The organism is Pseudomonas sp. URMO17WK12:I7 (genome assembly GCF_003269045.1).
GTDB lineage: Bacteria > Pseudomonadota > Gammaproteobacteria > Pseudomonadales > Pseudomonadaceae > Aquipseudomonas > Aquipseudomonas putida_J.
Map to the genome: position 1 here is coordinate 42022 of NZ_QLTL01000011.1, position 25932 is coordinate 67953.

At 62.9% G+C, this 25932-nt stretch carries 22 protein-coding genes; 10 read left to right on the forward strand and 12 right to left on the reverse strand.

The annotated features are described in order from the left end of the window. The first annotated feature begins 74 nt into the window (after window positions 1-74). A complete protein-coding gene (locus H040_RS16200; protein ID WP_027916737.1) occupies window positions 75-1679 on the forward strand; it encodes a response regulator in 1605 nt (534 codons plus the stop codon). A gap of 6 nt (window positions 1680-1685) precedes the next feature. Here the strand turns inward: H040_RS16200 and H040_RS16205 are convergent, their stop codons facing one another. Further along, a complete protein-coding gene (locus tag H040_RS16205; protein WP_027916738.1) occupies window positions 1686-3674 on the reverse strand; it encodes a hybrid sensor histidine kinase/response regulator in 1989 nt (662 codons plus the stop codon). 280 nt (window positions 3675-3954) lie between these two features. Here H040_RS16205 and H040_RS16210 point away from each other — a divergent pair, with 280 nt between their 5' ends. Further along, window positions 3955-4641 (forward strand): type 1 glutamine amidotransferase domain-containing protein, encoded by a 687-nt coding sequence (locus tag H040_RS16210; RefSeq protein WP_027916739.1) that lies wholly within the window; start codon window positions 3955-3957, stop codon window positions 4639-4641. A 130-nt stretch (window positions 4642-4771) separates the two neighbouring features. Further along, on the forward strand, window positions 4772-5575 hold the full coding sequence (locus H040_RS16215; RefSeq protein ID WP_027916740.1) for a CSS-motif domain-containing protein: 804 nt from the start codon (window positions 4772-4774) through the stop codon (window positions 5573-5575). A 20-nt stretch (window positions 5576-5595) separates the two neighbouring features. On the opposite strand, the gene hppD is transcribed toward H040_RS16215, so the two are convergent. Further along, window positions 5596-6672 (reverse strand): 4-hydroxyphenylpyruvate dioxygenase, encoded by a 1077-nt coding sequence (hppD, locus tag H040_RS16220; RefSeq protein ID WP_027916741.1) that lies wholly within the window; start codon window positions 6670-6672, stop codon window positions 5596-5598. Between the two features lie 301 nt (window positions 6673-6973). Between hppD and H040_RS16225 the strand changes: the two genes are divergently transcribed. Both H040_RS16225 and rarD read left to right on the forward strand, forming a co-directional pair. Further along, on the forward strand, window positions 6974-8560 hold the full coding sequence (locus H040_RS16225) for an EAL domain-containing protein (protein WP_027916742.1): 1587 nt from the start codon (window positions 6974-6976) through the stop codon (window positions 8558-8560). A gap of 32 nt (window positions 8561-8592) precedes the next feature. Continuing rightward, the gene (gene rarD / locus H040_RS16230) at window positions 8593-9480 is read left to right on the forward strand and encodes an EamA family transporter RarD (protein ID WP_027916743.1); all 888 of its coding nucleotides are present in this window, start codon (window positions 8593-8595) and stop codon (window positions 9478-9480) included. Here rarD and H040_RS16235 read toward each other — a convergent pair. After that, window positions 9443-11014, reverse strand: coding sequence for a TerC family protein (locus H040_RS16235; RefSeq protein ID WP_027916744.1), 1572 nt, complete (start codon window positions 11012-11014; stop codon window positions 9443-9445). The genes rarD and H040_RS16235 overlap by 38 nt on opposite strands. Before the next feature lie 260 nt (window positions 11015-11274). On the opposite strand from H040_RS16235, the gene H040_RS16240 reads away from it, so the two are divergent. After that, window positions 11275-11856, forward strand: a complete 582-nt coding sequence (locus H040_RS16240) for a LysE family translocator (RefSeq protein ID WP_027916745.1) — start codon at window positions 11275-11277, stop codon at window positions 11854-11856. Here H040_RS16240 and H040_RS16245 read toward each other — a convergent pair. Together H040_RS16245 and H040_RS16250 are read right to left on the reverse strand one after the other, a co-directional pair. Further along, window positions 11849-12634 carry an AraC family transcriptional regulator gene (locus H040_RS16245; RefSeq protein WP_027916746.1) on the reverse strand — a complete coding sequence of 262 codons (786 nt, stop codon included), beginning with the start codon at window positions 12632-12634 and terminating at the stop codon, window positions 11849-11851. The two genes, H040_RS16240 and H040_RS16245, sit on opposite strands and share 8 nt — an antisense overlap. A gap of 10 nt (window positions 12635-12644) precedes the next feature. Then, entirely contained in the window at window positions 12645-13187 is a 543-nt protein-coding gene (locus H040_RS16250) for a helix-turn-helix domain-containing protein (RefSeq protein WP_027916747.1), read from the reverse strand. Window positions 13188-13339: 152 nt separating this feature from the next. Between H040_RS16250 and H040_RS16255 the strand changes: the two genes are divergently transcribed. Together H040_RS16255 and H040_RS16260 are read left to right on the forward strand one after the other, a co-directional pair. After that, a complete protein-coding gene (locus H040_RS16255) occupies window positions 13340-14122 on the forward strand; it encodes an aldolase (RefSeq protein WP_027916748.1) in 783 nt (260 codons plus the stop codon). A gap of 33 nt (window positions 14123-14155) precedes the next feature. Continuing rightward, window positions 14156-15043: a dihydrodipicolinate synthase family protein gene (locus H040_RS16260; RefSeq protein WP_027916749.1), complete on the forward strand. Its 888-nt coding sequence runs from the start codon at window positions 14156-14158 to the stop codon at window positions 15041-15043. A gap of 126 nt (window positions 15044-15169) precedes the next feature. Here the strand turns inward: H040_RS16260 and H040_RS16265 are convergent, their stop codons facing one another. From H040_RS16265 to H040_RS16275, 3 genes are all read right to left on the reverse strand, one after another. Next, window positions 15170-16588 (reverse strand): short-chain fatty acid transporter, encoded by a 1419-nt coding sequence (locus tag H040_RS16265; protein WP_027916750.1) that lies wholly within the window; start codon window positions 16586-16588, stop codon window positions 15170-15172. A gap of 188 nt (window positions 16589-16776) precedes the next feature. Continuing rightward, window positions 16777-17433 (reverse strand): CoA transferase subunit B, encoded by a 657-nt coding sequence (locus tag H040_RS16270; protein ID WP_027916751.1) that lies wholly within the window; start codon window positions 17431-17433, stop codon window positions 16777-16779. A gap of 35 nt (window positions 17434-17468) precedes the next feature. Next, a complete protein-coding gene (locus H040_RS16275; protein WP_027916752.1) occupies window positions 17469-18167 on the reverse strand; it encodes a CoA transferase subunit A in 699 nt (232 codons plus the stop codon). Between the two features lie 140 nt (window positions 18168-18307). On the opposite strand from H040_RS16275, the gene H040_RS16280 reads away from it, so the two are divergent. Together H040_RS16280 and H040_RS16285 are read left to right on the forward strand one after the other, a co-directional pair. Beyond that, window positions 18308-19213 carry a LysR family transcriptional regulator gene (locus H040_RS16280; protein ID WP_027916753.1) on the forward strand — a complete coding sequence of 302 codons (906 nt, stop codon included), beginning with the start codon at window positions 18308-18310 and terminating at the stop codon, window positions 19211-19213. Beyond that, window positions 19201-20022 carry an aldo/keto reductase gene (locus tag H040_RS16285; protein WP_027916754.1) on the forward strand — a complete coding sequence of 274 codons (822 nt, stop codon included), beginning with the start codon at window positions 19201-19203 and terminating at the stop codon, window positions 20020-20022. The genes H040_RS16280 and H040_RS16285 overlap by 13 nt, the downstream gene beginning before the upstream one ends. Window positions 20023-20148: 126 nt before the next feature. Here the strand turns inward: H040_RS16285 and H040_RS16290 are convergent, their stop codons facing one another. The 4 genes from H040_RS16290 to lexA are packed head-to-tail and all read right to left on the reverse strand — an operon-like array spanning window position 20149 to window position 25888. Then, window positions 20149-23229, reverse strand: coding sequence for an error-prone DNA polymerase (locus tag H040_RS16290; RefSeq protein ID WP_027916755.1), 3081 nt, complete (start codon window positions 23227-23229; stop codon window positions 20149-20151). Then, complete coding sequence (locus H040_RS16295) at window positions 23226-24644, reverse strand: Y-family DNA polymerase (protein WP_027916756.1); 1419 nt, start codon at window positions 24642-24644, stop codon at window positions 23226-23228. Before H040_RS16295 ends, H040_RS16290 begins: the two co-directional genes overlap by 4 nt. A gap of 6 nt (window positions 24645-24650) precedes the next feature. Continuing rightward, complete coding sequence (gene imuA, locus H040_RS16300) at window positions 24651-25271, reverse strand: translesion DNA synthesis-associated protein ImuA (RefSeq protein WP_027916757.1); 621 nt, start codon at window positions 25269-25271, stop codon at window positions 24651-24653. Continuing rightward, on the reverse strand, window positions 25271-25888 hold the full coding sequence (gene lexA, locus H040_RS16305; protein WP_027916758.1) for a transcriptional repressor LexA: 618 nt from the start codon (window positions 25886-25888) through the stop codon (window positions 25271-25273). Before lexA ends, imuA begins: the two co-directional genes overlap by 1 nt. Window positions 25889-25932 lie beyond the last annotated feature (44 nt).

A 25932-nucleotide genomic window follows, 5' to 3' on the forward strand; every position in this document is an offset into this window, starting at 1 on the left:
TCCAGTGGGTATCGGGACCATTGAAGGTAGCAAGGACACAAACCGACCTTGCCCACCGTTTCAGGAGAATCGCATTGACCAGTCCGTTAACGATGGACGAACGTGCACTGATCCTGGCACCGGATCTGCTAGCCAGCAATACTTCAACGTTGTTGGCGGCTGCTGGTGTCGACTGCTTGTGCGCGCCGGATATCGCCGGGCTGCAAGCGTGCCTGCTAGAAGGCGCTGGGCTGGCGATCATCGCCGAACAGGCGCTTAACGTCGAAGCAGCCACCCTCTTGCAGGGTTACATCGATCAACAGCCGGTCTGGTCGGACCTGCCAATCGTGTTATTGACATGCACGCCAGCGGCTACCCCCTCTGCGGCCAACCGCGCGCTGGGCAACCTGACCCTGCTTGCCGTACCTTTCGAAGATGGGGGCTTGCTGGATCTGGCCCAGAAAGCGTTACGCAACCGCCGCCGTCAATACCTGGCGCGCGACCACATACACGACTTGCAACAGCGCCTGGATGCACATAGCGAGCAACAACGTGCCACCGACCATGCCGTGCAGCAGACCCGCAAGATGGAGGCAATCGGCCAATTGGCCGGCGGTGTCGCGCATGACTTCAACAACTTGCTGACCAGCATAGGGGGCAGTTTCGAGCTGGTTGATCGGCGCCTGAAACAGGGGCGCAGTGAGGGCGTTGAAGGGATTCTGCGCATGGGCCAGGAAGCCGTGTCACGTGCAGCTGTACTGACCCATCGCTTGCTGGCGTTTTCGTCCAGACAGTCGCTGCACAGCCAGCGCATAGACTTGCTCGCGCTGCTGGAACCGGAGCGCCTCGAAGCCATTATTGGCCAAGGCGTGAGCCTGCACCTTGCCCTGCCTGAAGACCTCTGGGCAGTGCAGGCGGACGACAAGCAATTGCAAGAGGCGGTGAACAACCTGCTGGTCAATGCCTGCGAGGCCATGCCCAATGGCGGCACGTTGCGTATAGAAGCGAGCAATCAGCAGGTTGACGCGCTACAGGTCGCCGGCGATGGGCCAGACAAGGGTGAATATGCCCGCCTGAGCATCATCGATAATGGGCAAGGCATGTCACAGAGCACTCTGGAGCATGCGTTCGAGCCCTTTTTCAGCACCAAACCCGTGGGCCAAGGTATTGGCCTTGGGCTGTCGATGGTTTACGGCTTCAGCAAGCAGTCCCACGGCCATGTGGCGCTGTTCAGCGAGATCGGCCACGGCACACAAGTGGACCTTTACCTGCCACGCCACCTTGGCCCGCAACCACCTCTGGCACCCGAACCGCGCTCATCGCCTGCCGGTAAAAGCCGTAATGTGCTGGTGGTCGAGGATGATCCCCATGTCCGCGAACTGCTTTGCCAGTCGTTGCAGGATGAGGGTTATCCCTGCCGCAGCGTCAGCAATGCCAGCGAAGCCTTGCAGTTGCTGCGTTCAGAACAGGTGATCGACCTGCTGCTCAGCGACATCGGGCTACCAGGCATGAATGGTCGCCAACTGGCCGAGATCGCCCGGACGCTGCGTCCTTACCTTCCGGTGCTGTTCATTACCGGCTACGCCGAGACAGCAATGGCACGCGAGGGTTTTCTCGCCCCGGGCATGCAGCTGATCTGCAAGCCATTCGAACTCAAGCAGTTACAGGCGCAGGTAGCCCAGATGCTGGTGAATCGCTGAGCCCGATCATTCGCTCAGCATCAGCAGGGCCTGGTTCATCAAGCTGGCCAACGCGAAAGGCTTGAGCATCAGCGCCGTGCCTGGCGTCTCGGATAGCTGGGGGTCCAGAGGCTGATCGTTGAACCCGGTAATGAGCAGAATCTTCTGATCCGGCTCGACCATGCGCATCGCCCTGGCGACCTGCCGCCCGCTGAAACCGCCCGGCAAGCCGATATCAGTGATCACCAGGTCGAACGGCCCGTAGTGGCGGAAGCGATCGAGCGCCGAATTCGCATCCCGCACATCGCACACATCGAAGCCACGCTCCTCAAGGTACTCCTTCATCACCAAACGCAGGTTGTCCTCGTCATCGACCAACAGCACGCGTTGGCCACTGGCGCGCGCTACAGCGGGTATTGGCTGCGGGAGTTCTTGCGGTATGTGTTCAAAGCAACGCGGGAACAACATACAAACCTTCAGGCCATGATCAGGCGCTGACTCGAGCCAGACGTGGCCACCCGACTGGCCGACAAAGCCATAGACCATCGCCAGCCCCAACCCGGCGCCATGGCCCATGGGTTTGGTGGTGAAGAACGGCTCGAACGCCCGGGCCAGATCCACCTCGGGTATGCCAGGCCCATCGTCCGTGACATACACGGCGACATAATCACCCGGGGATATGCCGCGCTCATCGGGGACCTGCGCCTCCAAGCGCGTGTTGATCGTGCGCAATGTCACCACGCCACGCCCAAGGCATGCCTCACGTGCGTTGACGAACAGGTTCACCAGGGCATTTTCCAGCTGCGCGATATCCACGCAGATTGCCCAGGGCGTTACATCCAGTTCCCAGCTCAATCGCATTTCAGCCCCCAGCACCTGGCGCAACAGCAGCTCCATGGCGGTCAGCTGGCGATTGATGTCCAGTGGTTTGGGTGACAGCGGCTGAAGGCGGGAGAATGCCAACAGACGATGAGTGAGCGTCATGGCGCGTTGCACCGAATCGCTGGCCAGCGCCACATAACGATCGATGTGCTCGAGGCGACCTTGGTCCAGGCGTCGCTGCAAGAGCTCCAGGCTGCCGCCGATGCCCGACAGCAGGTTGTTCATTTCGTGGGCCATGCCACCTGCCAGGTGGCTGGCCGCGTCCAGGCGCTGCGATGCCCGTAACAGGGTATCGGATAGGCGCAAGGCATCTTCATCGTCCTGAGAAATGTCGCGCCCTACGGCTGTCAGCAACGTACCGTCGAAACTCGCCGTCCAGCGGAAGCAGCGGTAGTGCCCGTCCATATGGCGCAAGCGTGTCTCGAGCTGACCGCCTCCGCGGTCGAGCAAGAATTCCATCACCGCAACCACCACCTCGGCTCTGTCGGCAGGGTGGACCAGCTCCAGGATGGACTTACCTAGCACCTGATCTTCAGCCCAGCCCAGCGCGCGCTGCCAGCAGGGATTGACCGCTTGCAGCCGCATGTCGCGGGTAACCAAGATCATGGCATCACGAGAAAGCTGCCAGATCTGATCGCGGTCGAGCATGACGCGCTCGATCTCGCGCTCGAACGCCAACGCCTGCTCGCGCCATCTGTCATGGGAAGCGATAGTGGCGCTGGTATTGATCACCGTGTGCAGAAACCCCACTACTTCATGCTGCTCATCGCGTAGCGGTGTATAGCTGAAGGCGTAGCAGGCTTGGCTGCCCGTTCGCCTGCACGGTAGCCAAAGCGGCTGATTTTCGACAAGGTTCGAGCTACCTTCGAGTGCTTTGAACACCCAAGGCCCGATGCTCTCCCAGGCTTTTGCCCAGAGCTTGTCGAACCCCTGCCCCAACGTATGGCCGTCGCTATCGAGCAATGCCGCGTAAGGATCGTTGTGTATCACGGTCATCTGGGCACCCCAGACCACCGCGCAGGGGAATGGCGACAGCAACATCATGTCGACGGCGATGCGCAAGGGTGCCTGCCAGTGGGGCAGCGGCCCAAGCGAACTGTATCGCCAATCGAACTGCGCGATCTGCTCAGCCATGCCGACTTGGGCCGAAGGCTTACGCGGTACGTCGTTTACGATCACTGTCGTGATTCCACCATTGCTCGAGAGTAGAAATCCGTTTGCGCATCATCTGCCCGAGGATTTGCCACCGCAATAGCTGCACTGTTAGCAGCTCTCACTGGACGCAACGCAAGCATAGAGCAATAGCATAGAGCCACTATCTAAATGGCGCCTTGTCAAACGGCAGCTATGCTCAATACGTTTTCCCGCGCCAAGGAACGCATTACCCTTCAACCACAGACCAGGGAGCGTGGCGATGAGCAAGAAGATTCTGGTAGTGCTGACCAATACGGCCAAATACCCGACCCTGAAGCGGGCCACCGGTTTGTGGCTGGGTGAAGCGGTGCATTTTGCCGACGTGGTGCAGAAAGCCGGATATGAAGTCGATTATGTGAGCCCTTTGGGCGGTTATGTGCCCATCGACCCGCATAGCCTGCAATTGGCCCCGGATCTGGACTGGCAATGGTACGACGACAAATCGTTCATGAACCGTCTGGGCACATCGTTCAGCCCTGGCAAGGTCAAGGCAAGTGATTACTGCGCCATCTACTACACAGGTGGCCACGGGGTGATGTTCGACTTCCCAGACAACCAGCCGTTGCAGGAACTGGCGCGCAAAGTCTACGAAAGCGACGGCATCGTTGCTGCCGTCTGTCATGGTGTAGTGGGCCTGTTGAACATCAAGCTCAGCGACAACACCCTGTTGCTCAAGGGCCGGCAGGTAACTGGCTTCTCCAATACCGAAGAAAAGCTCGCAGAACTGGACAAGGTGGTGCCGTTTCTCACCGAAAACGAACTGGTTGCGCGAGGCGGCAACTACAGCAAAGACGACGACCCATGGAAACCCTTCGTGATCCCGGACGGTCGACTGATTACCGGGCAGAATCCCGCCTCCACAAGCCTATTGGCAGAAAAGGTCATTGCTGCGCTCAAGGCGCAATGAGTCCTACACCTTAGCGGCGTAGTTCGCAAAACATCCATGGCTTTGGCTGACAGCAGGCGCAGTAATTGATTCATAGGCTCTCCACTGGGCTGTCCATCTCGGGCAGCTCGAAAATGGGGGCTGGACACTCATGTCAAGATTCAAAACTGCAGGGCAGAGCTTGGTCGAACTTTTGCTGACATTGGTCATCAGCTTGCTGCCGGTCTGCACCGGACTGATAATCCTGTTTTACCAACAGGACAAGAAATTTGAAGAAACCTCGCGGATCTCCGTCAACGAGGCCATCTATTCAGTGGACCTGGCATTGGACCGAATACACGATTCGGCATCTGCTGCGTTGGCATTGGCCGGGACTGGCTGTGAGAACGCCAAACCGCACTTGCTCGATCAGGTCTCAAAAGTACCGCACCTGCGCTCACTGGCATTGACCGTCGAGGGCCGCACCTATTGCAGCACCTTGGGAACACCCTACTCACCGGATCTCATGATCCCAGATGCGCAATCGCCGTTTCATTTGCTGCTGGACCCACCCGCAACTCCCGATGCAGTGCTGCTTACCTATCAGCTCAGTGAGAATACGCTGGGGGTCATCGCCACGTCCTATGGCATCTTGCTGCGCAATGAGCTGCGCGCGTTTCAAACTGGGCTGACTTTATTGCTCGAATTCGGTGACTCATACATCTGGACCGACGGCGACAGTCGCGACAAGACGCGCCCATCACAAGTCGAATTTTTCAACGAGGGTGTATCAAACAAGTATGGTTATACCGTCAAGGCAGGCTATGCACAGGGATATTCGGCACGTGAGGCGCGTAAAACGCTGATACCAATCCTTCCTTCCCTGGCGCTGGTCGGCATCATTACAGGCTCGATCACTTACTTGGGCTTCTACAGGCAGCGTAAACGTGTTCGTAGCGCCGCCAGCACAGCCTGACGGCGCCACTCTGCGCTCACTTACTCGGCATTGAGCACGCCACGACGGACCTGGTCACGCTCGATGGACTCGAACAGCGCCTTGAAGTTGCCTTCACCGAAACCGTCATCCCCTTTGCGCTGGATGAACTCGAAAAATACCGGGCCGAGCAACGTTTCCGAGAATATCTGCAGCAGCAGGCGTTTGTCGCCGGCCTCGGAAGCGCCGTCCAGCAGGATGCCGCGCGCCTGCAGCTGGTCGACCGGCTCGCCGTGCCCAGGCAGGCGTTCTTCGAGCATTTCGTAATACGTTTGCGGCGGCGCAGTCATGAAGCGCATGCCGAAACCTTTGAGTGCATCCCAAGTCTTGAGCAGGTCATCGGTGAGGAAGGCCACATGCTGGATGCCCTCGCCATTGAACTGCATCAGGAACTCTTCGATCTGCCCGGCACCCTTGGATGACTCCTCATTGAGCGGAATGCGGATCATGCCGTCAGGCGCAGTCATGGCCTTGGAAGTCAGGCCGGTGTATTCGCCTTTGATATCGAAGTAGCGAATCTCGCGGAAGTTGAACAGTTTCTCGTAGAAACCGGCCCAGTAAGCCATGCGCCCGCGATAGACGTTGTGGGTCAGGTGATCGATGATCTTCAGCCCTGCCCCCTGCGGGTTGCGGTCGACGCCTTCGATGAAATTGAAGTCGATATCGTAGATCGAGCTGCCTTCTTCAAACCGGTCGATCAGGTAGAGCGGTGCCCCACCGATACCTTTGATGGCCGGCAGGCGCAATTCCATCGGGCCGGTTTCGATCTCGACCGGTTGAGCACCCAGCTCCAGGGCCCGGGCATAGGCTTCATGGGCATTGCGCACGCGGAACGCCATGCCGCACACCGACGGGCCATGCTCGGCAGCAAAGTAGGAGGCGATGCTTTTGGGTTCGTTGTTGAGAATCAGGTTGATGCCGCCCTGGCGATACAGGTGCACGTCCTTGGAGCGGTGAGTGGCCACCTTGGTGAAGCCGAGGATCTGGAACACCGGCTCGAGGACGCCAGGCGTTGGCGAAGCCAGCTCGATGAATTCGAAGCCCATCAGGCCCATTGGATTGTCAAAGATATCAGCCATGTTCGTACCCTCATCTGCAGCGAAAATTAATGAATGCGTAGGATGTGGAACGGCAATGGTGGAGAGCACGGGATACCGCGCACGCTGCGGGCGAGGAAGTCACCAATGATCAGCTTGAACCCATGGTATGTCATATGGACCCATTCTCGGCGGGCTTGATCCTCCAATGGCGAAGGACCTTATTGTTGTATTCGTAACCGGATTCTACATTGCGTAAATAGCTTTGTCGCGCATTAGTTCGCCATCGCCGCCGACAAACGGCTATCCTCTGCACGTCAGTCATCAGGAAAATCTCCCCAACATGCCCCTCACGGTCAAACGGCCCGCTCGCTGGAGCTGGCGCACGCTCCTGCCCTGGATCGTCGGCGTGATGCCGCTTGCCTGTGGCCTGGCGGTGATGAACTGGCAGATCGAGCGCGAACTGCGCGCCACCAGCCAGGCGACCACGCGCCAGGTGGTCGAGCATGTCGATCATATTCTAGACAACCTCGCCACCGCCTCGCAGGCGCTGCTGCCGCTGGCAGGAACCCCCTGCGCAGACGCCCAACTGGCCATGCGCAGCCAGGTCACGCGCAATGCCTTCGTGCGTTCGACCAACCTGTTCCAGCGGCATAACCTTTATTGCAGTTCGCTGTTCGGCGACTTCGACGAGCCCGTCGAGGCCAATGACTACACCGATGGCCGGCTATGGCTGATGAGCGGCAACTCGGTCACGCCCGGCCATCCCTTGCTGGTGTACCGGGCCAGTGATGGCGACCGCGGTGTGATCAGTACCGTGGATGGCGACCACTTGCTCACCGCCTTGCGCCTGATAGGCCCGGAGCAAGCATTGCAGATTCGTGTCGGCAATGCCTGGATGAGCAAGGACGGCGTGGTGCATGGCGGTGCGCCACCGGTTGCTGCTGCCGCCGATGTGACCCTGGGCTCGACGCGCTATCCGTTCAGCGTGCAGGGTGGCTTCGAGGCCAGCAAGCAAGGTGAGCTGCTGCGCAGCCATTATCCTGCCTTGCTCAGCCTGCTGTTGGTGATCGGCGTAGTGGCCGGCAGTGTCTGTCGCTGGCAGATTCGTCGGGCCAGTTCGCCCCGGGCCGAGCTGCGGCGGGCCCTGGAGGCAGACGAGTTTCTGCCGTATTTCCAACCCGTGGTGCGCAAAGGGGACTACCGCTGGGCCGGGGCTGAAGTGCTGATGCGCTGGAACCATCCCCGAGAAGGCCTGGTACCCCCGGACTTGTTCATCCCCTACGCCGAACACAGCGGCCAGATCGTCGCAATGACCCGGGCTCTGATGCTGCACACTGCGCAAAGCCTGGCGCCTTACGCTGCGCTGCTGGAAGACGGCTTCCATGTCGGCATCAACATTACCGCCGACCACTGCCGCGACCTGAGCCTGCTCGACGACTGCCGCACGTTCCTTCAGCACTTCCCCCCTGGACGGGTGCGGCTGACTCTGGAGCTGACCGAACGCAAGCTCATCGAAGCCACACCCGTAGCCCTCGACCTGTTCGCCAAACTGCACGAGATGGGAGTGATGATCGCTCTGGATGACTTCGGCACCGGCCAGTCGAGCCTCAACTACCTGCGCCAGTTCAAGGTCGATTACCTGAAGATCGACCAGAGCTTCGTGGCCATGATCGGTGGCGACGCGTTGTCACAGCACATTCTCGACAGCATCATCGAGCTGTCCGGCAAGCTGGGCCTGGGCATTGTTGCCGAAGGCGTGGAAACCGATGTCCAGCGTGACTACCTGGCGCGTTTCGGGGTGGACTTCCAGCAGGGCTACCTGTTTGCCCGGCCAATGCCGGCGGACGCGTTCCTCAGCGCACTCGCTGCCCGCCCGAGTGCTGCGCAGTTGCCGCAGGCCGCGCCCCCTGAGATCATGCGCGGCTGATCCACCCGCTCACTCCCCTATCCGAGGCATTCGTGTCAAAAGGCATTATTTCGTCGGTCATGGCGTCCTGTCTGTTCGCCGTGATGTATTTCTATACCTCCCTGCTTTCGCCGCTCGATGGCGAAGAGATCTTTGGCTGGCGCACGTTGCTGACGCTGCCTTGCCTCACCCTGTTCATGCTGGTCAGCAAAGACTGGAAGCGCGTCGGCGAATTGCTGGCACGCGTGCGCCAGACGCCGATCCTGTTGCTGGGCATGGTCGGTACTTCGTGGTTGATGGGCGTGCAGCTGTGGCTGTTCCTCTGGGCGCCGCTGCACGGGCGCAGCCTGGAAGTGTCGATGGGCTACTTCCTGCTTCCGCTGGCGATGGTACTGACCGGGCGGCTGGTCTACGGCGAGCGCCTGTCGCGCCTGCAGAAAGTGGCAGTCAGCTGCGCCGCACTGGGCGTAGGGCACGAGCTGTACCAACATGGCAGCTTCGCCTGGGAAACCTTGCTGGTAACGATCGGCTACCCGATCTACTTCGTTTTACGGCGACGCTGCCGCACCGACCACCTCGGTGGCCTGTGGTGCGACATGTGCCTCTTGCTGCCCTGGGCTGTGTATTTCGTTACCCAAGGGCCGTTGTCGACGGCCGATCTGCACCAGCACCCAGGGCTCTACGGGTTGATCCCGCTGCTGGGGGCAATCAGCGCTTGTGCACTGATCGCCTACGTGCTGGCCAGCCGCCTGTTGCCGTTCAGCCTGTTCGGCCTGCTCAGCTACGTCGAGCCAGTCTTGCTGGTGGGCGTCGCCCTGCTGCTGGGCGAAACCATCGGCCCGGATCAATGGCTGACCTACCTGCCGATATGGGCCGCGGTGCTGGTGCTGGTGCTCGAAGGCTTCAAGCACCTGCTGCGTCAGCGTCGGCGTTCGGTGTAAGGCGCACCTGGCGCACCCGGCGCTCCTCCACCGCCACCACGGTCATGCGCCAGCCGTTCCAGGCCAGCTGGTCACCGACTACCGGCAGGCGGTCCAGCAAGCTCATCACCAGGCCCGCCAGGGTCTGGTAGTCCTCGGTGGCACGGGCGCTGAAGCCTGTACGGGCCTGGACCTGGCTCAGGTTCAGGGCGCCACTGACGACAAAACCGCCACCCTCCTCGACGATCGCCGGGCCCTCTACCTCGCTGGCATCCGGTAATTCGCCGGCAATCGACTCAAGGATGTCGGTCATGGTCAACAGACCAGTGAAATCACCGAACTCGTTGATCACGAAAGCAATGTGCGTCGATTGCCCACGCATCTGCTCAAGCGCGTTGAGGATGCTGAAGCTCTCCAGCAGGTTCAACGGCGCCCGGGCCATGCGCTCAAGGTCTGGCTGGCTGCCGGACAGCAACTCCTTGAGCAGCTCTTTCTTGTGCACGAAGCCCAGGGGTTCCTCGATATGGCCATCGCGAATCAGCGGCAGGCGCGAATACGGTGAGTTGGCCAGCGCCTCGGTAATGGCTTGCGCCGGTTGCGCCAGGTCGATCACGTCTACCTCGGCCCGCGCGGTCATCACCGTGCGGATCGGCCGCTCGGCCAGGTTCAGCACGCCACTGATCATCACCCGCTCGCGACGGTCGAACAGCACCTGCTCCTCGCCCCCTTCGACCAGGTCGGCAATTTCTTCGCCCACCTCGTCAGCCTCGACCCGACGGCCACCCAGCAGGCGCAGCACGGCATGCGCAGTGCGCTCACGCAGCGGCCGATGCTGCTGCAGGCTGCGCTTGCGGCGGGCACGGGCCAGCTGGTTGAACAGCTCGATGAGGATCGAGAAGCCGATGGCCGCGTACAGGTAGCCTTTCGGGATATGGAAGCCCAGGCCTTCGGCGGTCAGGCTGAAACCGATCATCATCAAGAAGCCCAGGCACAACATGATCACCGTCGGGTGGGCGTTGACGAAGCGAGTCAGCGGCTTGCTGGCGACGATCATGATGCCGATCGAGAAGACCACCGCGATCATCATCACCGACAACTCTTCGACCATGCCTACGGCCGTGATCACCGCGTCCAGCGAGAACACCGCGTCAAGCACGACGATCTGCGCCACGATCGGCCAGAACGCGGCATGGCGCACCGCACCACTGGCTTGGGTGACGTGCCCTTCCAGGCGTTCGTGCAGTTCCATGGTGGCCTTGAACAGCAGGAACACACCACCGAACAACATGATCAGGTCACGGCCGGAGAAGCTCTTGCCGAACACCTCGAACAGCGGCGCAGTCAGCGTAACCATCCACGAGATACTGGCCAACAGGCCCAGGCGCATGATCAGCGCCAGGCTCAGGCCGATGACCCGTGCGCGGTCGCGCTGATGCGGTGGCAGCTTGTCGGCGAGGATGGCGATGAACACCAGGTTGTCGATACCAAGCACCAGCTCGAGGACGATAAGCGTCAGCAGGCCCAGCCAGGCCGTGGGGTCGGCTAGCCATTCCATTAGCAGGTACTCACGAAGGAAGCGTCACGAGGACGATGGGAGGATGGCCGTGAAGGCCGGGGACTGGGGGGCTCCGCGAAGGTGCTCATATAGACCTTGATACAAAATAGGGAAGTGGATGCTACAAGCACAGCAGCTTTTTCTGATAGCGCGAAAATATTACAAAACCTGTAACACCATTTTGGGGGACTTTTCTTCAATACCCGCCCCGCGTGACGCCGCAGGATGGCGGCATCGCCCAACCTACGGAGTTTCGGTAAATGAGCCTGTCCCTTTCCATGGCCGCTTTCGCCCTCGCCGCCTCGATTTCTCCCGGGCCGGTCAATGTCGTCGCCCTCGGCAGCGGTGCCCGGCATGGTCTGCGGGCTAGCCTGTGGCATGTGACGGGCGCAACGCTGGGCTTCTGCCTGTTGCTGGTACTGGTTGGGCTTGGAGTACACGAGCTGCTGTCGCGCTGGCCGCTGCTGAGCGTGGCGCTGCACTGGGGCGGCGTGGCGTTTCTGCTGTACATGGCGTGGAAGCTGGCCCGCGATGATGGCCAACTGAGCGGGTCACAACAGCAGCGCGCACCTTCGGCCTGGCAGGGTGCGGCGATGCAATGGCTGAACCCCAAGGCCTGGCTGGCGGCAGTGGCAGGCGTTGGCGCCTATACCGGTGGCGAACAACAATTGCTGTGGTTGTTCACCTGGATCTACGGGCCTATCTGCTTTGTTTCGGTCGCCTGCTGGGCCTGGGCCGGAAGTGTGATTCGGCCATTTCTTCGGGAGCCGCGTTACCTCAAGTGGCTGAACCGAGGGCTGGCAGTATTGCTGGTGGGAAGCGCGGTGTATCTGCTCACTTGATGTCGGCTGCGCGGTAATGCCCAGGCGTTGCTGCCAGGTGCTGCTTGAAGGCGCGCTGCAGATGCGCCTGGTCGGCAAACCCTGCCTCCAGTGCCACCTCGGCAATCGCCCGGCCACGTCGCAGTTGCGACCGCGCCAGCTGCACCCGCTGGTCGAGCAGGTAGCCATGGGGCGTCAGGCCGAAGCGCTGGCGGAAAGCGCGAATCAGGTAGGAACGGGACAGGCCACAAGCCGCACAGATATCAGCCAGGCTCAACGGGTCGCATCGGTGCGCACGTATGAACGCCGCCGCCGCGTCCAATTGTGGATGCTCACTATGCACCTGGTACACACTGGCGTGGAGGTAGCCGGGCAGATCCGTGAAAAAAGTGGCCAACCGAGCTTCTCGATCACTCAGACACGCGTCGAACAAGTCGGCGAACAGTTGCAGCAGCCGGCGGTACAACCCCGCAGAGGCGCTAAAGGTCTGCGTTGGCAGGACGAAGCGACGGTCTTGCAGCCACGGCATGTCGACGAACAGCATCAGGTACGACCACGGCTGGCCGGCAATCGGGTTGCAGGTGTGTACCACTCCTGGGTTCATCAGCACCGTGGTACCGGCCATCACCTCGACCTGGCTGGCACCGCTCAGGTAGGTGCTGCGCCCGCCGGTGATCACGCCGATGGAAAAGCTCTCATGGGAATGGGCGGCATAGCAGACCTTGCGCCCATCTCCCACGCATCGGGCTTCGACAAAGGGCAATGCCGGATCCCGCCAGAACCGCGACACCTCGATCATCGCCCTGCCCTCATTCGCCGCTGTGGTGCACCACCACCAGCAACTGCGCCGGCTGTTCGCCGACAGAGCGCAGGCGGTGCGGCGTCTGGGCGTTGAAGTGCAGCGCATCGCCCTGCTCCAGCAATACCCGCTCGTTCATGAAGTCGACCTCCACCTTGCCGGCGTGGACGAACAGAAACTCCTCACCCTCATGCTCCTTGAACGTCGGGTCGCTGAATTCGGTCGGCGGCTGGATCAGAAACGGCAAAAGGCTGCGCTGCCCGATCTGGCTGGTCAGCGCCGCATAGCCCGGCCCGTGACCATCGCCCACCAGCGCCTGGCGCTCGCCCTGGCGCACCAGGCTGTAACGACCTTGCCCAGCCTGCTCCTCGGCGAACAACTCCTCGACATTGACGTTCAGCGCCCGCGCCAGCTTGAGGGCAGCTGCGATCGACGGTGTGTTCAGGCCACGCTCCACCTTGGACAGGTAGCTCTTGGTCATGCCGGACTTATCGGCCAGCACCTCCAGCGTGACACCCAGTTTTTTTCTCAACACTTTCAATCGGTTAGACATGCGACGCGACTTTCCCCGATCCACAGGCTTGCTTATGACACTTTGTGTCATATAGGATTATTTGTGTCACGAGCTGACCCGTTCCTCAACCGACCAAAGCTTCGGAACGGGCCAGCGCTGACATCGCTCATCACGCCACAGAGGAACCCCCCATGGCCAAGACCCTGACACACAGCAAGGACCAACTGGTCCAGCAGGCGCTGACGCAGATGCAAGGCTCGCTTGCCGATAATACGTGGACTGTGCGGGAAAAGCTGGCCCTGACCTGCCGAATTCTTTTCGATCACGGCCATGACTCCGGTCTGGCCGGGCAAATCAGCGCCCGCGGCCCGCAACCCGGCACCTTCTACACCCAGCAACTGGGGCTGGGTTTCGACGAAATCAGTGCCAGCAATCTGCTGCTGGTCAACGAGGACCTCGAGGTGCTCGAAGGCCAGGGCATGCCCAACCCGGCCAATCGCTTCCACAGCTGGGTGTACCGCGCCCGTGCGGACGTGAACTGCATCATCCACACCCACCCGACCCACGTCGCTGCCCTGTCGATGCTGGAAGTCCCATTGCAGGTTTCGCACATGGACCTGTGCCCGCTGTACGACGATTGTGCATTCCTCGAAGCCTGGCCAGGCGTGCCAGTGGGCAACGAGGAAGGCGAGATCATCAGTGCCGCGCTGGGTGACAAGCGCGCCATCCTGCTCTCGCACCATGGCCAGCTGTCCACCGGCTCCAGCATCGAGCAGGCCTGCGTGTATGCCCAACTGATCGAGCGCGCCGCACGCCTGCAACTGCTGGCGATGTCGGCCGGCACCATCAAACCCATCGCACCGGCACTGGGCCGCGAAGCCCACGACTGGATCGACCGGCCCAAGCGCCATGCCGCTGCCTTCAACTATTTTGCCCGGCAGAGCCTGCGTGCCCACGCCGATTGCCTGAACTGACCCCTGAATGCCTTGCTTGCGGAGCCTATCACCATGACCACACAATTCCACGGCATCATCGGCTACACCATCACCCCCTTCAGCGCTGGCGGCGAACAGCTCGACCTGCCCGCGCTGGGTCAGTCCATCGAACGCCTGATCGGCGGCGGCGTGCAGGCCATCGCCCCATTGGGCAGCACCGGCGAAGGTGCCTATCTCAGCGACAGCGAATGGCAACAGGTGGCCGAGTACAGCCTTGCCCAGATCGGCAAACGCGTGCCCAGCATCGTCAGTGTCTCCGACCTGACCACCGCCGGCGCCGTGCGCCGCGCCCGCTTTGCCCAGGCCCATGGCGCCGACGCGGTGATGGTACTGCCGGCCGCCTACTGGAAACTCAGCGAAGCCGAGATCCTCCAGCACTACCGCGCCATCGGTAACGCCATCGATATCCCGATCATGCTCTACAACAACCCGGCCACCAGTGGCACCGACATGTCGGTAGAGCTGATCCTGCGCATCGTCCGCGAAGTGGCCAACGTGACCATGGTCAAGGAGAGCACCGGCGACATCCAGCGCATGCACAAGCTGCAACTGCTTGGCGAGGGCCAGGTGCCGTTCTACAACGGTTGCAACCCGCTGGCGCTGGAAGCGTTCGTGGCCGGGGCCAAGGGCTGGTGCACGGCCGCGCCTAACCTGATTCCGGCGTTGAACCAGGCGCTTTACCAGGCTGTGCTCGAGGGGGACCTGGTGCTGGCCACGGCGCTGTTCTATCGGCAGCTGCCGTTGCTCGACTTCATCCTGAAGGGCGGATTGCCGGCGACCATCAAGGCGGGTTTGGGGCTGACCGGGTTGCCCGTGGGTGAGCCGCGGCGGCCGGTGTTCGGGCTGGATGAACCAGGGCGCGCGACCTTGGCGGCATTGTTGGCAACGCTGACGGATTGAAAACCTGCACTGGCCTGTTCGCGGGTAAACCCGCTCCCACAGGTACTGCACCTCATTTGAGGTTTGTGGGGATCCTGTGGGAGCGGGTTTACCCGCGAACAGGCCGGTGCAGGCAACACAGCTATTTCAAGGCATCACCGGCGGCACATACTGCAACGTGGTACCCAGTGCCCACAGCAGCACCAGCACCAGCGGCACATGCACCAGCAACTGCACGAACGAGAAGCCGATCAGGTCCCGCGCCTTGAGCCCCAGCACGCCCAGCAACGGCAGCATGTAGAACGGGTTGATCAGGTTCGGCAACGCCTCGGCGGCGTTGTAGATCTGCACCGCCCAGCCCAGGTGGTACTGCAGGTCGTTGGCCACCAGCATCACGTACGGCGCTTCGATGATCCACTTGCCACCACCCGAAGGGATGAAGAAGCCCAGCACTGCCGAGTACACACCCATCAGCAGCGCATAGGTGTCATGGGTGGCGATCTGGGTGAAGAACAACGAGATGTGATGGGCCAGCGTCTGCTCATCCACACCTTTGACCTGGGTAAGGATCGCAGCAATCGAGCCGTACAGCGGGAACTGGATCAGCACCCCGGTGGTGGTCGGCACGGCACGCGCCACGGCATCGAGGAAGCTGCGTGGGCGCCAGTGAAGCAAAGCACCAAGCATGATGAACAGCAGGTTGTAGGTGTTCAGCCCGGAAATCGCAGTGATCGCCGGTTTGGTGGCGAACTCCTGGTACAGCCAGCCGCCGGCCAGGGCCACCAGCATCAGGATCAGGATCGGGCTGTGCTCCAGCCATTCGCCCGGGCGGGTACGCTTGGGCGTTGGGGGGGCGGTGAAGCTGGGGTCGACACCACAGTCTTCGGCGCTGCGCGCACTGTTCGGGCCGGGTGCCGTGGCATAGGCGATCACCAGCGAGACGATCACCAGGGCCGCCAACATCACCCCGGATTGCCAGAGGAATATGGTCTCGGTAAACGGGATCACGCCAGTAATCGACAGGATCGAAGGCGGCAGGCTGGCCGGGTTGGCTTGCAACTGGGCGGCCGAAGACGACAGGCCCAGCGCCCAGACAGCACCCAGGCCCAGATAAGCCGCGGCACCCGCAGCGCGATAGTCCATCTTCAGTTCGGTGCGACGGGCCAGGGCACGGACCAGCAAACCGCCGAACACCAGCGAGAGGCCCCAGTTGAGCAGCGAAGCCAGCATCGAGATCAGCGCCACCCAGCACACCGCCGAGCGGCCGTTCTTGGGGATGCGCGCCAGGCGATCGATCAGCCGAGCGGCTGGCGGCGAACTGGCCACCACATAGCCGCCGATGACCACGAAGGCCATCTGCATGGTGAACGGGATCAGGCTCCAGAAGCCATCGCCGAAGGCCTTGGCAGTGTCGGTCGGCTTGGCGCCCATGGCCAGGGCGCCGATGCACACCAGCAACACGGCCAGGGCGGCGAATACCCAGGAGTCGGGGAACCACCGCTCGGCCCAGTTGGAACAGCGCAGGGCAAAGCGGGCGGAGCGGCTGTCTTGGATTTCAGCGGCCACGGTTACTTCCTTTTATTGGTTTTATCGGATTTATCTGCAGAAACGCAAAACCCCTGTAGGAGCGGCCTTGTGTCGCGAAAGGGCCGCGCAGCGGCCCCCCGATCTCAACTTAAGTGCTGAAACCGCGGGGCTACTCTGCAGCCCTTTCGCGACACAAGGCCGCTCCTACAGGGGGACAGTGTGATGCTTTAGAAGGTCATTTCCTTTACATCGTCCGGCACGATCAGCTTGCCAGCGGTCTTCTCGATGATTTCTTCAACGCTCACCCCCGGCGCAGTCTCGCGCAGGATGAAGGCGCCGTCTTCGATCTCCAGGTAGGCCAGGTCGGTCAGCACCTTGCGGATGCAGCCGGCACCGGTCAGCGGCAGGCTGCAACGCGGCAGCAGCTTGGACTCGCCATCCTTGGAGGCGTGGGTCATGGTGACGATGATGTTCTCGGCACCGGCCACCAGGTCCATGGCGCCGCCCATGCCCTTGACCAGCTTGCCGGGGATCATCCACGAAGCGATGTTGCCTTCCACGTCCACTTCGAATGCGCCCAGCACGGTGAGGTCGACGTGGCCGCCACGGATCATGGCAAACGACTGCGCCGAGTCGAAGATCGACGCACCACGGCGGGCGGTGACGGTCTGTTTGCCGGCGTTGATCATGTCGGCATCGAGGGTGCTTTCGGTGGGGAATTCACCCATGCCGAGCAGGCCGTTTTCGGACTGCAGCATCACATCCATGTCAGCCGGTACATAGTTGGCCACCAGGGTCGGGATACCGATGCCGAGGTTGACGTAGTAGCCGTCCTTCAGTTCACGGGCGACGCGTTGCGCCATCTGTTCGCGGGTCAGTGCCATGGTCAGGATCTCTTTGTTGTTCTGATGGACGGCGCTCAGGCCTTGACGGTGCGCTTTTCGATGCGTTTTTCGAAGGTGCCGACGATCACCCGGTCGACGAAGATGCCCGGGGTGTGGATCTCGCTGGGCAGCAGCACGCCTGGCTCGACGATTTCTTCCACTTCGACCACGGTGATCTTGCCGGCGGTGGCCGCCAGTGGGTTGAAGTTCTGCGCGGTGTTGCGGTACACCACGTTGCCGTAGTGGTCGGCCTTCCAGCCCTTGACGATGGCAAAGTCGCCGGTGATGGACTCTTCGAGGATGTATTTGCGGCCCTTGAACTCGCGCACTTCCTTGCCGTCGGCAACCGGCGTGCCGTAACCGGTGGCGGTGTAGAAGGCCGGGATACCGGCACCGCCGGCACGCATCTTCTCAGCCAGGGTGCCTTGCGGGGTCAGCTCGACTTCCAGTTCGCCACTGAGCAGCTGGCGCTCGAATTCGGCGTTTTCGCCCACATAGGAAGCGATCATCTTGCGGATCTGCCGGTCTTCCAGCAGCACGCCCAGGCCGAAGCCGTCGACACCGCAGTTATTGGAAACCACGGTCAGGCCCTTGACGCCAAGGCGCTTGATTTCAGCGATGAGGTTTTCAGGGATGCCGCACAGGCCGAAGCCGCCGGCCAGCACCGTCATGTTGTCGGTCAGGCCTGCCAGGGCCTCTTCATAGGTTGCTACGCGCTTGTCCAGTCCGGCCATGCTGATCCGCCTTTTGTAGTTGTTGAACCGACGAGGCTGTCGGTGAGCGTGTGCAGCCATCTTCACCGCTGACGACTGATTTGTTAATTTTGTTTTCATCATCGATTGATAACTTTTCCAAAACAGCGAGCGAGGCTGTCATGAACGTCAAGCAACTGCGCGCCTTCGTCGCCGTCGCCAAGTACCAAAGCTTCGCCCAAGCCGGTGAACACCTGCATGTGTCGCAACCGGCCTTGAGCCTGACCATCAAGGCACTGGAGGAGAACCTCGGCGGCGCCCTGCTCACCCGCACCACCCGCAGCGTCAGCCTGACCGCCGAGGGTGAGGTGCTGCTGCCCCTGGCTCGGCGCCTGCTGGCCGACTGGGACGACACCGAAGAAATGCTGCGCCAGCGCTTCACCCTGCAGCTGGGCCGCGTCTCGGTGGCGGCCATGCCCGCCTTTGCCGGCAACCTGTTGCCACATTCGCTCAAGGTGTTCCGCCAGCGTTACCCCAAGGTCAATGTCACGGTGCATGACGTGATCAACGAACAGGTGCTGGAACTGGTGCGCCATCGCCGCGTCGAACTGGGCATCGGCTTCGAGCCGGAAAACACCGAAGGCCTGAATTTCCATCCGCTGTACATGGACCGTTTCGTCGCCGTGGTGCCGGCCGATTCACCGCTGGCCTTGCAAGCCCAGGCGACCTGGGCGCAACTGCTGGCTGAGGACTTCATCGCCTTGCAACGCCCGTCGGCAGTGCGCCTGCTGCTTGAGCAGTACGTCGCGGCACGCCACGGCAAGCTGGCGGTGGCGTTCGAAAGCCACCAGCTGTCGACCATCGGCCGCATGGTCGCCAGTGGCCTGGGCGTCAGCGCGGTGCCAGCGCTGTGTATCAACCAGATGCAGGAGCTGGGCGCACGTTGCGTGACACTGGTCGAGCCTGCCGTCGAAAGGCGCATCGGCGTGATCGCCCTGGCCGACCACAGGCTTTCCACCGCAGCCCAGGCGCTGCTCGAAGTAGTGCTTTCCCACACCCAGACTCCGGAGGTGACATGCGTTACGTGAAACTGGCAGGTTGCAACGTGCCGGCCATTGGCCAGGGCACTTGGTACATGGGCGAGGACCCGGCCCGCAAGGCCGCCGAAGTGGCCGCCCTGCAACAAGGCATCGAACAGGGCATGACCCTGATCGACAGCGCCGAAATGTATGCCGAGGGCGGCGCCGAGGAAGTGGTCGGCCAGGCCATTGCCGGGCGCCGCGACCAGGTGTTCCTGGTCAGCAAGGTCTACCCCCACAATGCCAGCCGCCGGGGCGTGCCTGAAGCTTGCGAACGCAGCCTGAAACGCCTCGGCACCGAGGTGATCGACCTGTACCTGCTGCACTGGCGCGGCCAGTATCCGCTGGAGGAAACGGTCGAGGCGTTCGAACGCTTGCGCAAGCAGGGCAAGATCCGCCGTTGGGGGGTGTCCAATTTCGATGTCGATGACCTGCGTGAACTGCACAACCCGGATTGCGCCACCAATCAGGTGCTGTACAACCCGGCGCAGCGCGGCATCGAGTTCGACTTGTTGCCGTGGAGCCGCCAGCGCGGTTTGCCAACCATGGCCTACTGCCCGCTGGCCCAGGCCGGGCGGCTGTTGCAACACCCGGTGTTGAGCGAGATCGCCGAGCGCCATGGGGCGACGCCGGCGCAGGTCAGCCTGGCGTGGGTGACACGGGAAAATGATGTGATTGCCATCCCCAAGGCGGTGTCTGCGGAACATGTGCGGTTGAATGCGGCTGCCGGGGCGTTGACCCTTACCCTTGAGGACTTGCGGGCGATCGACCGGGCATTTCCGGCGCCGACGCGCAAGCAGCACCTGGCGATGGTCTGACAGACCGAGTTGGCTTCTTCGCGGGTAAACCCGCTCCCACAGGTAACGTGGAGGGCTGCAATCCTGTGGTGATCCTGTGGGAGCGGCGGTTAGGCGCCCCGACTTGCCCGCGAAGAAGCCATCAAGTCAGTGAAAATCTCGGCTCTTCACATCCAGCCCTTGCAGCAAGGGGCTGATGTCTTCCAGCCGCCGGGCAATCAAATGCCGCACCCCGTTCTCTTGCTCCAGCCGCCCGCTCACCTTGAGCAACTGCGAGCCCACCAACGCACGCCGCTGCCGTTCAGCCAGGTCACGCCAGACCACCACGTTGACCATGCCGAACTCATCCTCGAGTGTCACGAAGGTTACGCCACTGGCGGTTTGCGGACGCTGCCGCCCCACCACCAGCCCGGCCACGGTAATCGCATCGCCGTGCTCGACACCCGCCAGCTCGCCGGAACTGCGACAGCCCAGCGCCCGCAGCCGTGAGCGCAACAGCCTGAGCGGATGCGGGCCCAGGGTAGTCCCCAAGGTTTCGTAATCGGCAACCAGGTCTTCGCCAACCGTTGGCGCGGGCAGCGCTACTTGCGCTTCTGGCAGCGCCTGCACCTCGGCGAATAGCGGCAACTGCGGCTGCACCGCCGCCACCTGCCAGCGCGCCTGGTGGCGGTCACGCGCCAGGGCACGCAGGGCTCCCGCATCGGCCAGCCGGGCGCGGGCACGGCTGTCGAGCCCGGCGCGCAGGCACAGGTCTTCGACATCCCGCCAGGGGCGCTGCGCCCTCGCCTGCTCCAGGCGGCGCGCATCCGCCTCACTGAAACCACGCACCTGACGCAAGCCAAGGCGCAGGGCCAGGGCACCTTGAGGGTCAGGCTCCAAGGTGCAGTCCCATTCGCTATGGAACACATCCACGGGACGGACTTCGATCCCTTGCCGCCGCGCCTCCTGCAGCAACTGGTCCGGGCTGTAGAAGCCCATAGGCCAGCTGTTGACCAGCGCACAGGTGAAGATCGCCGGCTCATGGCACTTGAGCCAGCTGCTGGCGTAACACAGCAAGGCGAAGCTGGCCGCGTGCGACTCGGGGAAGCCGTAACTGCCAAAACCTTTGATCTGCTCGAAGATGCGCTCGGCGAATGCCAGGTCGTAACCGTTGCGCAGCATGCCTTCGACCAGCCGCTGACGATGGGGCTCCAGCCCGCCGTGGCGCTTCCAGGCTGCCATGCTGCGGCGCAACTGGTCAGCCTCGCCGGGGCTATAGTCGGCAGCAACCATGGCCAGCTCCATTACCTGTTCCTGGAACAGTGGCACGCCCAGCGTACGTTCGAAGACCTCCTTGAGCTTTTCCGAGGGATAGGTCACCGGCTCCTGCTTGAGGCGCCGGCGCAGGTAGGGGTGAACCATGTCGCCTTGGATTGGCCCAGGCCGCACGATGGCCACTTCGATCACCAGGTCATAGAAGGTGTTGGGCCTGAGCCGCGGCAGCATGGCCATCTGTGCCCGCGATTCGATCTGGAACACCCCCATGGTTTCGGCGCGGCTGATCATTGCGTAGGTGGCCGGGTCTTCACCAGGGATAGTCGCCAGGGTCAGCTGGCGACCGCGATGGCGTTGCAGCAGGTCAAAACAACGGCGCAAGGCGCTGAGCATGCCCAGTGCCAGCACATCGACCTTGAGCAGGCCGACCATGTCCAGGTCGTCCTTGTCCCACTGGATCACGGTGCGCTCGGCCATGGCAGCGTTTTCCACCGGCACCAGATGGTCCAGCGGTTGTTCGGAAATGACAAAGCCACCGGGGTGCTGGGACAGGTGACGGGGGAAACCGATCAACTCACCGGCCAGTACCAGGATGCGCCGCAACGACGGGCTGCCCGGCTCGAATCCGGCCTCTGCCAGCCGTTGCGGGTCCGGGATGCGGTCGCTCCAGCGGCCGCAGCACTTGGCCAGGGCATCCACCTGGTCGGCCGGCAGGCCCAGCACCCTGGCTACATCACGCACAGCCCCGGCAGCGTGATAGGTATTGACCACGGCAGTGAGTGCAGCGCGGTGCCGGCCATAACGGCGGAACACGTACTGGATCACCTCTTCGCGCCGGTCATGTTCGAAGTCCACGTCGATATCGGGCGGCTCGTTGCGCTCGCGGGACAGAAAGCGCTCGAACAGCAGGCGATGCTCCATCGGGTCGAGCTCGGTGATGCCCAGCACGAAACACACCACCGAGTTGGCTGCCGAGCCACGGCCCTGGCAGAGAATGTGCTGGCTGCGGGCAAAGGCGACGATGTCATGCACGGTCAGGAAATAGCTCTCGTAACCCAGCTCCTCGATCAGTGCCAGTTCCTTGTCCAGCACCGCGCGCACCTTGCTGCTCGGCCCCGCCGGCCAGCGCAGGGGCAAGCCCCGCTCGCACAGTTCGCGCAGCCAGCTGGCGGGGGTCTGGCCTTCGGGCACCAGCTCGCGCGGGTACTGGTAGCGCAGTTCACCCAGGTCGAACTGGCAACGCTCGGCGATGACCAGGCTTTCAGCCAGCAGGTCTGCCGGGTAGAGTTCGGCCAGTTGCTCCAGTGGGCGCAGGTGGCGCTCGCCATTGGCGAACAGGTGGCGCCCTGCCTCGGCCACGTTGCAGTGCTGGCGGATGGCGGTCATGCAGTCCTGAAGCGCACGCCGGCCGCGCACGTGCATGTGCACGTCACCGCAGGCCACCGCGCGTATGCCCAGCTGCGCCGCCAGTTCCCGCAAGCGCGCCAGGCGCCGGTCATCGTCGCTGCCGCGGTGCAGGTGAACGCCCAGCCACAAGCGCCCAGCGAACACGCCACGTAGCCAGCGGCCAGTCGCCTGGTCATCGGGATCATCGGCAATCCACAGCGCCAGCAACCCCTCATGGTGTTGCTGAAGGTCGTCAGCGAACAACTGGTAGTCACCCTTCTCGGCCCGCCGTCGAGCACGGGTGATCAGGGCACACAGGTTCTGGTAGCCCGCCAGGTTCTGCACCAGCAAAACCAGTTTGGGGCCACCCTGCAGGCGCATTTCGCTGCCGACGATCAGGCGCAACTGTTGCGCCTTGGCGGCCTGCCAGGCGCGAACGATGCCCGCCAAAGTGCACTCGTCGGTGATTGCCAGGGCCTGGTAGCCCTGCTCGTGAGCGCGGCGAAACAGCTCTTCGGCGCTGGACGCACCGCGCTGGAAGCTGAAATTGGACAGGCAATGCAGCTCGGCGTAACTCGAAGTACTCATGCGAACCAGCCCTGCAGCCACAGCGGGCCGGGTTGAGACAGGTCCTGATAGGCCCAGCCGCGCAGGCCGTCGCGGGTTTCGATGCGATAGTAGTCACGGCGCACGTCGCCACCGTCCCACCAGCCCGACTCGATGCGCTCGGCCTGGCCGAGCAGCGTGTGGTCAGTCGTTGCCAAGGCCTGCGGTGTGTGCAGCAACCAGCCAGGGCGGCTACCGGGCAAGGCCGGCAGGTTACCCTGGGCGCCCTGTTCCGCCTGCTGCCAGGCGTACTCGGGGCGATGGTCGGCCTCGGCGCGCAGGCCCTTGACGGCTTCATCACCCAGGCGCGCGCGCAAGCGTTCGCGCAGTTGCTCCCAGGGCTGGGCCTGCTTGGCGCGGGGGTCGAACAGTGCCTGGTGCTGGGGCACGAAGGCTGGCAGGTCGTCGGCAACCAACCGCAGGTTGCGCACAGGCGCCGGGATGCGCAGCGGCTCCAGGCGCCCGCGGGCCAGTTCGAACAGCATCGCAGCGTCGCGCTCGGCGGCCAGCAGGCCTACCTGCAATCGAGTGTCCGGCCCTTCGACGTGCTCCAGGTGCAGGCAGAAGCGCTGCACACCGCAGTCGCGACCGGCGAGGAAGGCAGCCAGGTCATTGAGCATGCGCCGCAGCGGGAACAGCAAGGCCTGGTGCGACTCGACGTCGAAGTTGAGTTCCAGGCGCGTTTCGAAGCGATCCGGCGGCTGATAGAAGCCCAGACCCATGGAGCGCAAACCGAGCAATTGGTCCAGGTGCAACTGCACCTGGGCGGAAAAACGCCTGGCCAGCGCATCGCGCGGCAAGGCCAGCACCTGCCCCAACTGGCGCAGGCCCATGCGGGCAAAGGCTTCGGCAGCGTCCGCCGGCAACCCGACACGCTCGATCGGCATGCGCGCCAGCGCAGCCCGGGTCTGCTCGGCGCTGGTCAAGGCCAGGCCGTCATGGCCGTTGGCAAGCATGCGAGCTGCTACCGGGTTGGTTGCGAGCACGATGCGCTGGCGCAAGCCCAGTGCTGCCAGTTCCTCGCGCAGGCGGGCCTCAAACAGCGGCCAGGGACCGAACAGTTGCAAACTGGAACCGACCTCAAGCAACAAGGCACGTGGGTAATGAAGACTCACCTGAGCACTGAACCGGTAGGCCCAGGCTGCCAGCAACTGCTGCAGTTGCTCGATGCGGGCCGGGTCAGCCTCGCCACACTGGAAGCCATCGGCCAGGGCCCGTGCGGCGGTCAGCGTCTGCCCCGCCCGCAGGCCAAGCGCCGCTGCAGCTGGATTGACGGCTTGCAGCAAGCGACGCTGAACGGGGCCGCCGATCAGCACCAGTGGCGTATCGGCGTCGTCACGCTCGCGCAGGACCGAGTCCAGCGCCAGCTGGGGCAGGAGAATGCAGGCCCAGAGCATGTTGCATCAGCCCCGCCCTGGGCAGGCGATTGGCATGGCCGGTGGCATGCCGCCCCGGCACTTGAGTACGCGCCATTGCGCCGGGCGCGTATCCACGGCAATACGCAACGCAGCGGGCGAAGGATTGTGCGCAGCCTGTTGCGGCCGACAAGCGAAAGCCAGTGCCTGCCCGGTCTCGGCAGCCACCTGCAGGCGGCGCAGGGCGCGGTCATCGGCACGCTCCGGCCAGCACAGCACCGCCGCGCAGCTGCCGGAGCGCAAGCACTGTTCAGCCGCCCACAGGGCATCGACCTGCTCGGCATCGACGTGCACCAACCAGCGCAGGTCGATACCGGCGGCCTGCCAGGCCGGCGCATAGGGAATGAACGGCGGCGCCACCAGCACCACCCGCTCGCCATCAGCGGTCAGGCGTGCCAGGGAAGGCCAGAGCAGTTGCAGTTCGCCACACCCCGGGCTGGCCAAAAGCAGTTCACTGAGGGCCGCTGCCGGCCAGCCGCCCTCCGGCAGGCGCTGGTCGAGCGTCGCATGGCCGGTGGGTTGCAAGCCGGCCGGGCGCACCTGGCCCTGCCGGCCGCGCCAGACATGGCGCTGGTCGAGCAGCCGATCGAGATCGACCACCGCGCCCATCAGTCGCGCCTCAGCAAGCCACAGAACACGCCTTCGATGAAGAACTCGTGCTCGGGCCCGACATCGATCGGCGCATAGGCCGGGTTGCGCGGCAACAGCCGGTAACCACCGTGCTGGCGCTGCAGCCGCTTGATGGTGACCTCGCCGTCCAGGCGCGCTACCACGATCTGGCCATCACGTGCCTCGCCCTGCTGGCGAATGCCGACCAGGTCACCGTCAAAGATGCCGTCGTCGACCATGGAATCACCGCGCACCTTGAGCAGGTAATCCGGGGTGCGACGAAACAGGCTGGGGTCGAGCAGCAATTGCTCGTGAATGCCCAGGTCCGGGCCGATCGGTGCACCGGCCGCCACCTGCCCCAGCACGGGAATTTCGAGGATTTCTGGCCGGCGCAGGGGCTCGGCCAGGCGAATGCCCCGCGCCTGGTTTGGCGTGACATCGATGTAACCGGCCTGGCACAACGCGGTGATGTGCTTGCGCGCCACGCTGCGCGAAGCGAAGCCAAAGCGGCTGGCGATATCGGCCAGGCTCGGTGGCTGGCCGTGTTCGGCAATGCGCTCGCGAATGTATTCCAGGATTGCCCGGCGTTTTGGGGTGAGATTGTCCATGGAGTACATTTGTACTCTTTTCAACGTGCGCTGAACAGCCCCCTTTGTCGCCG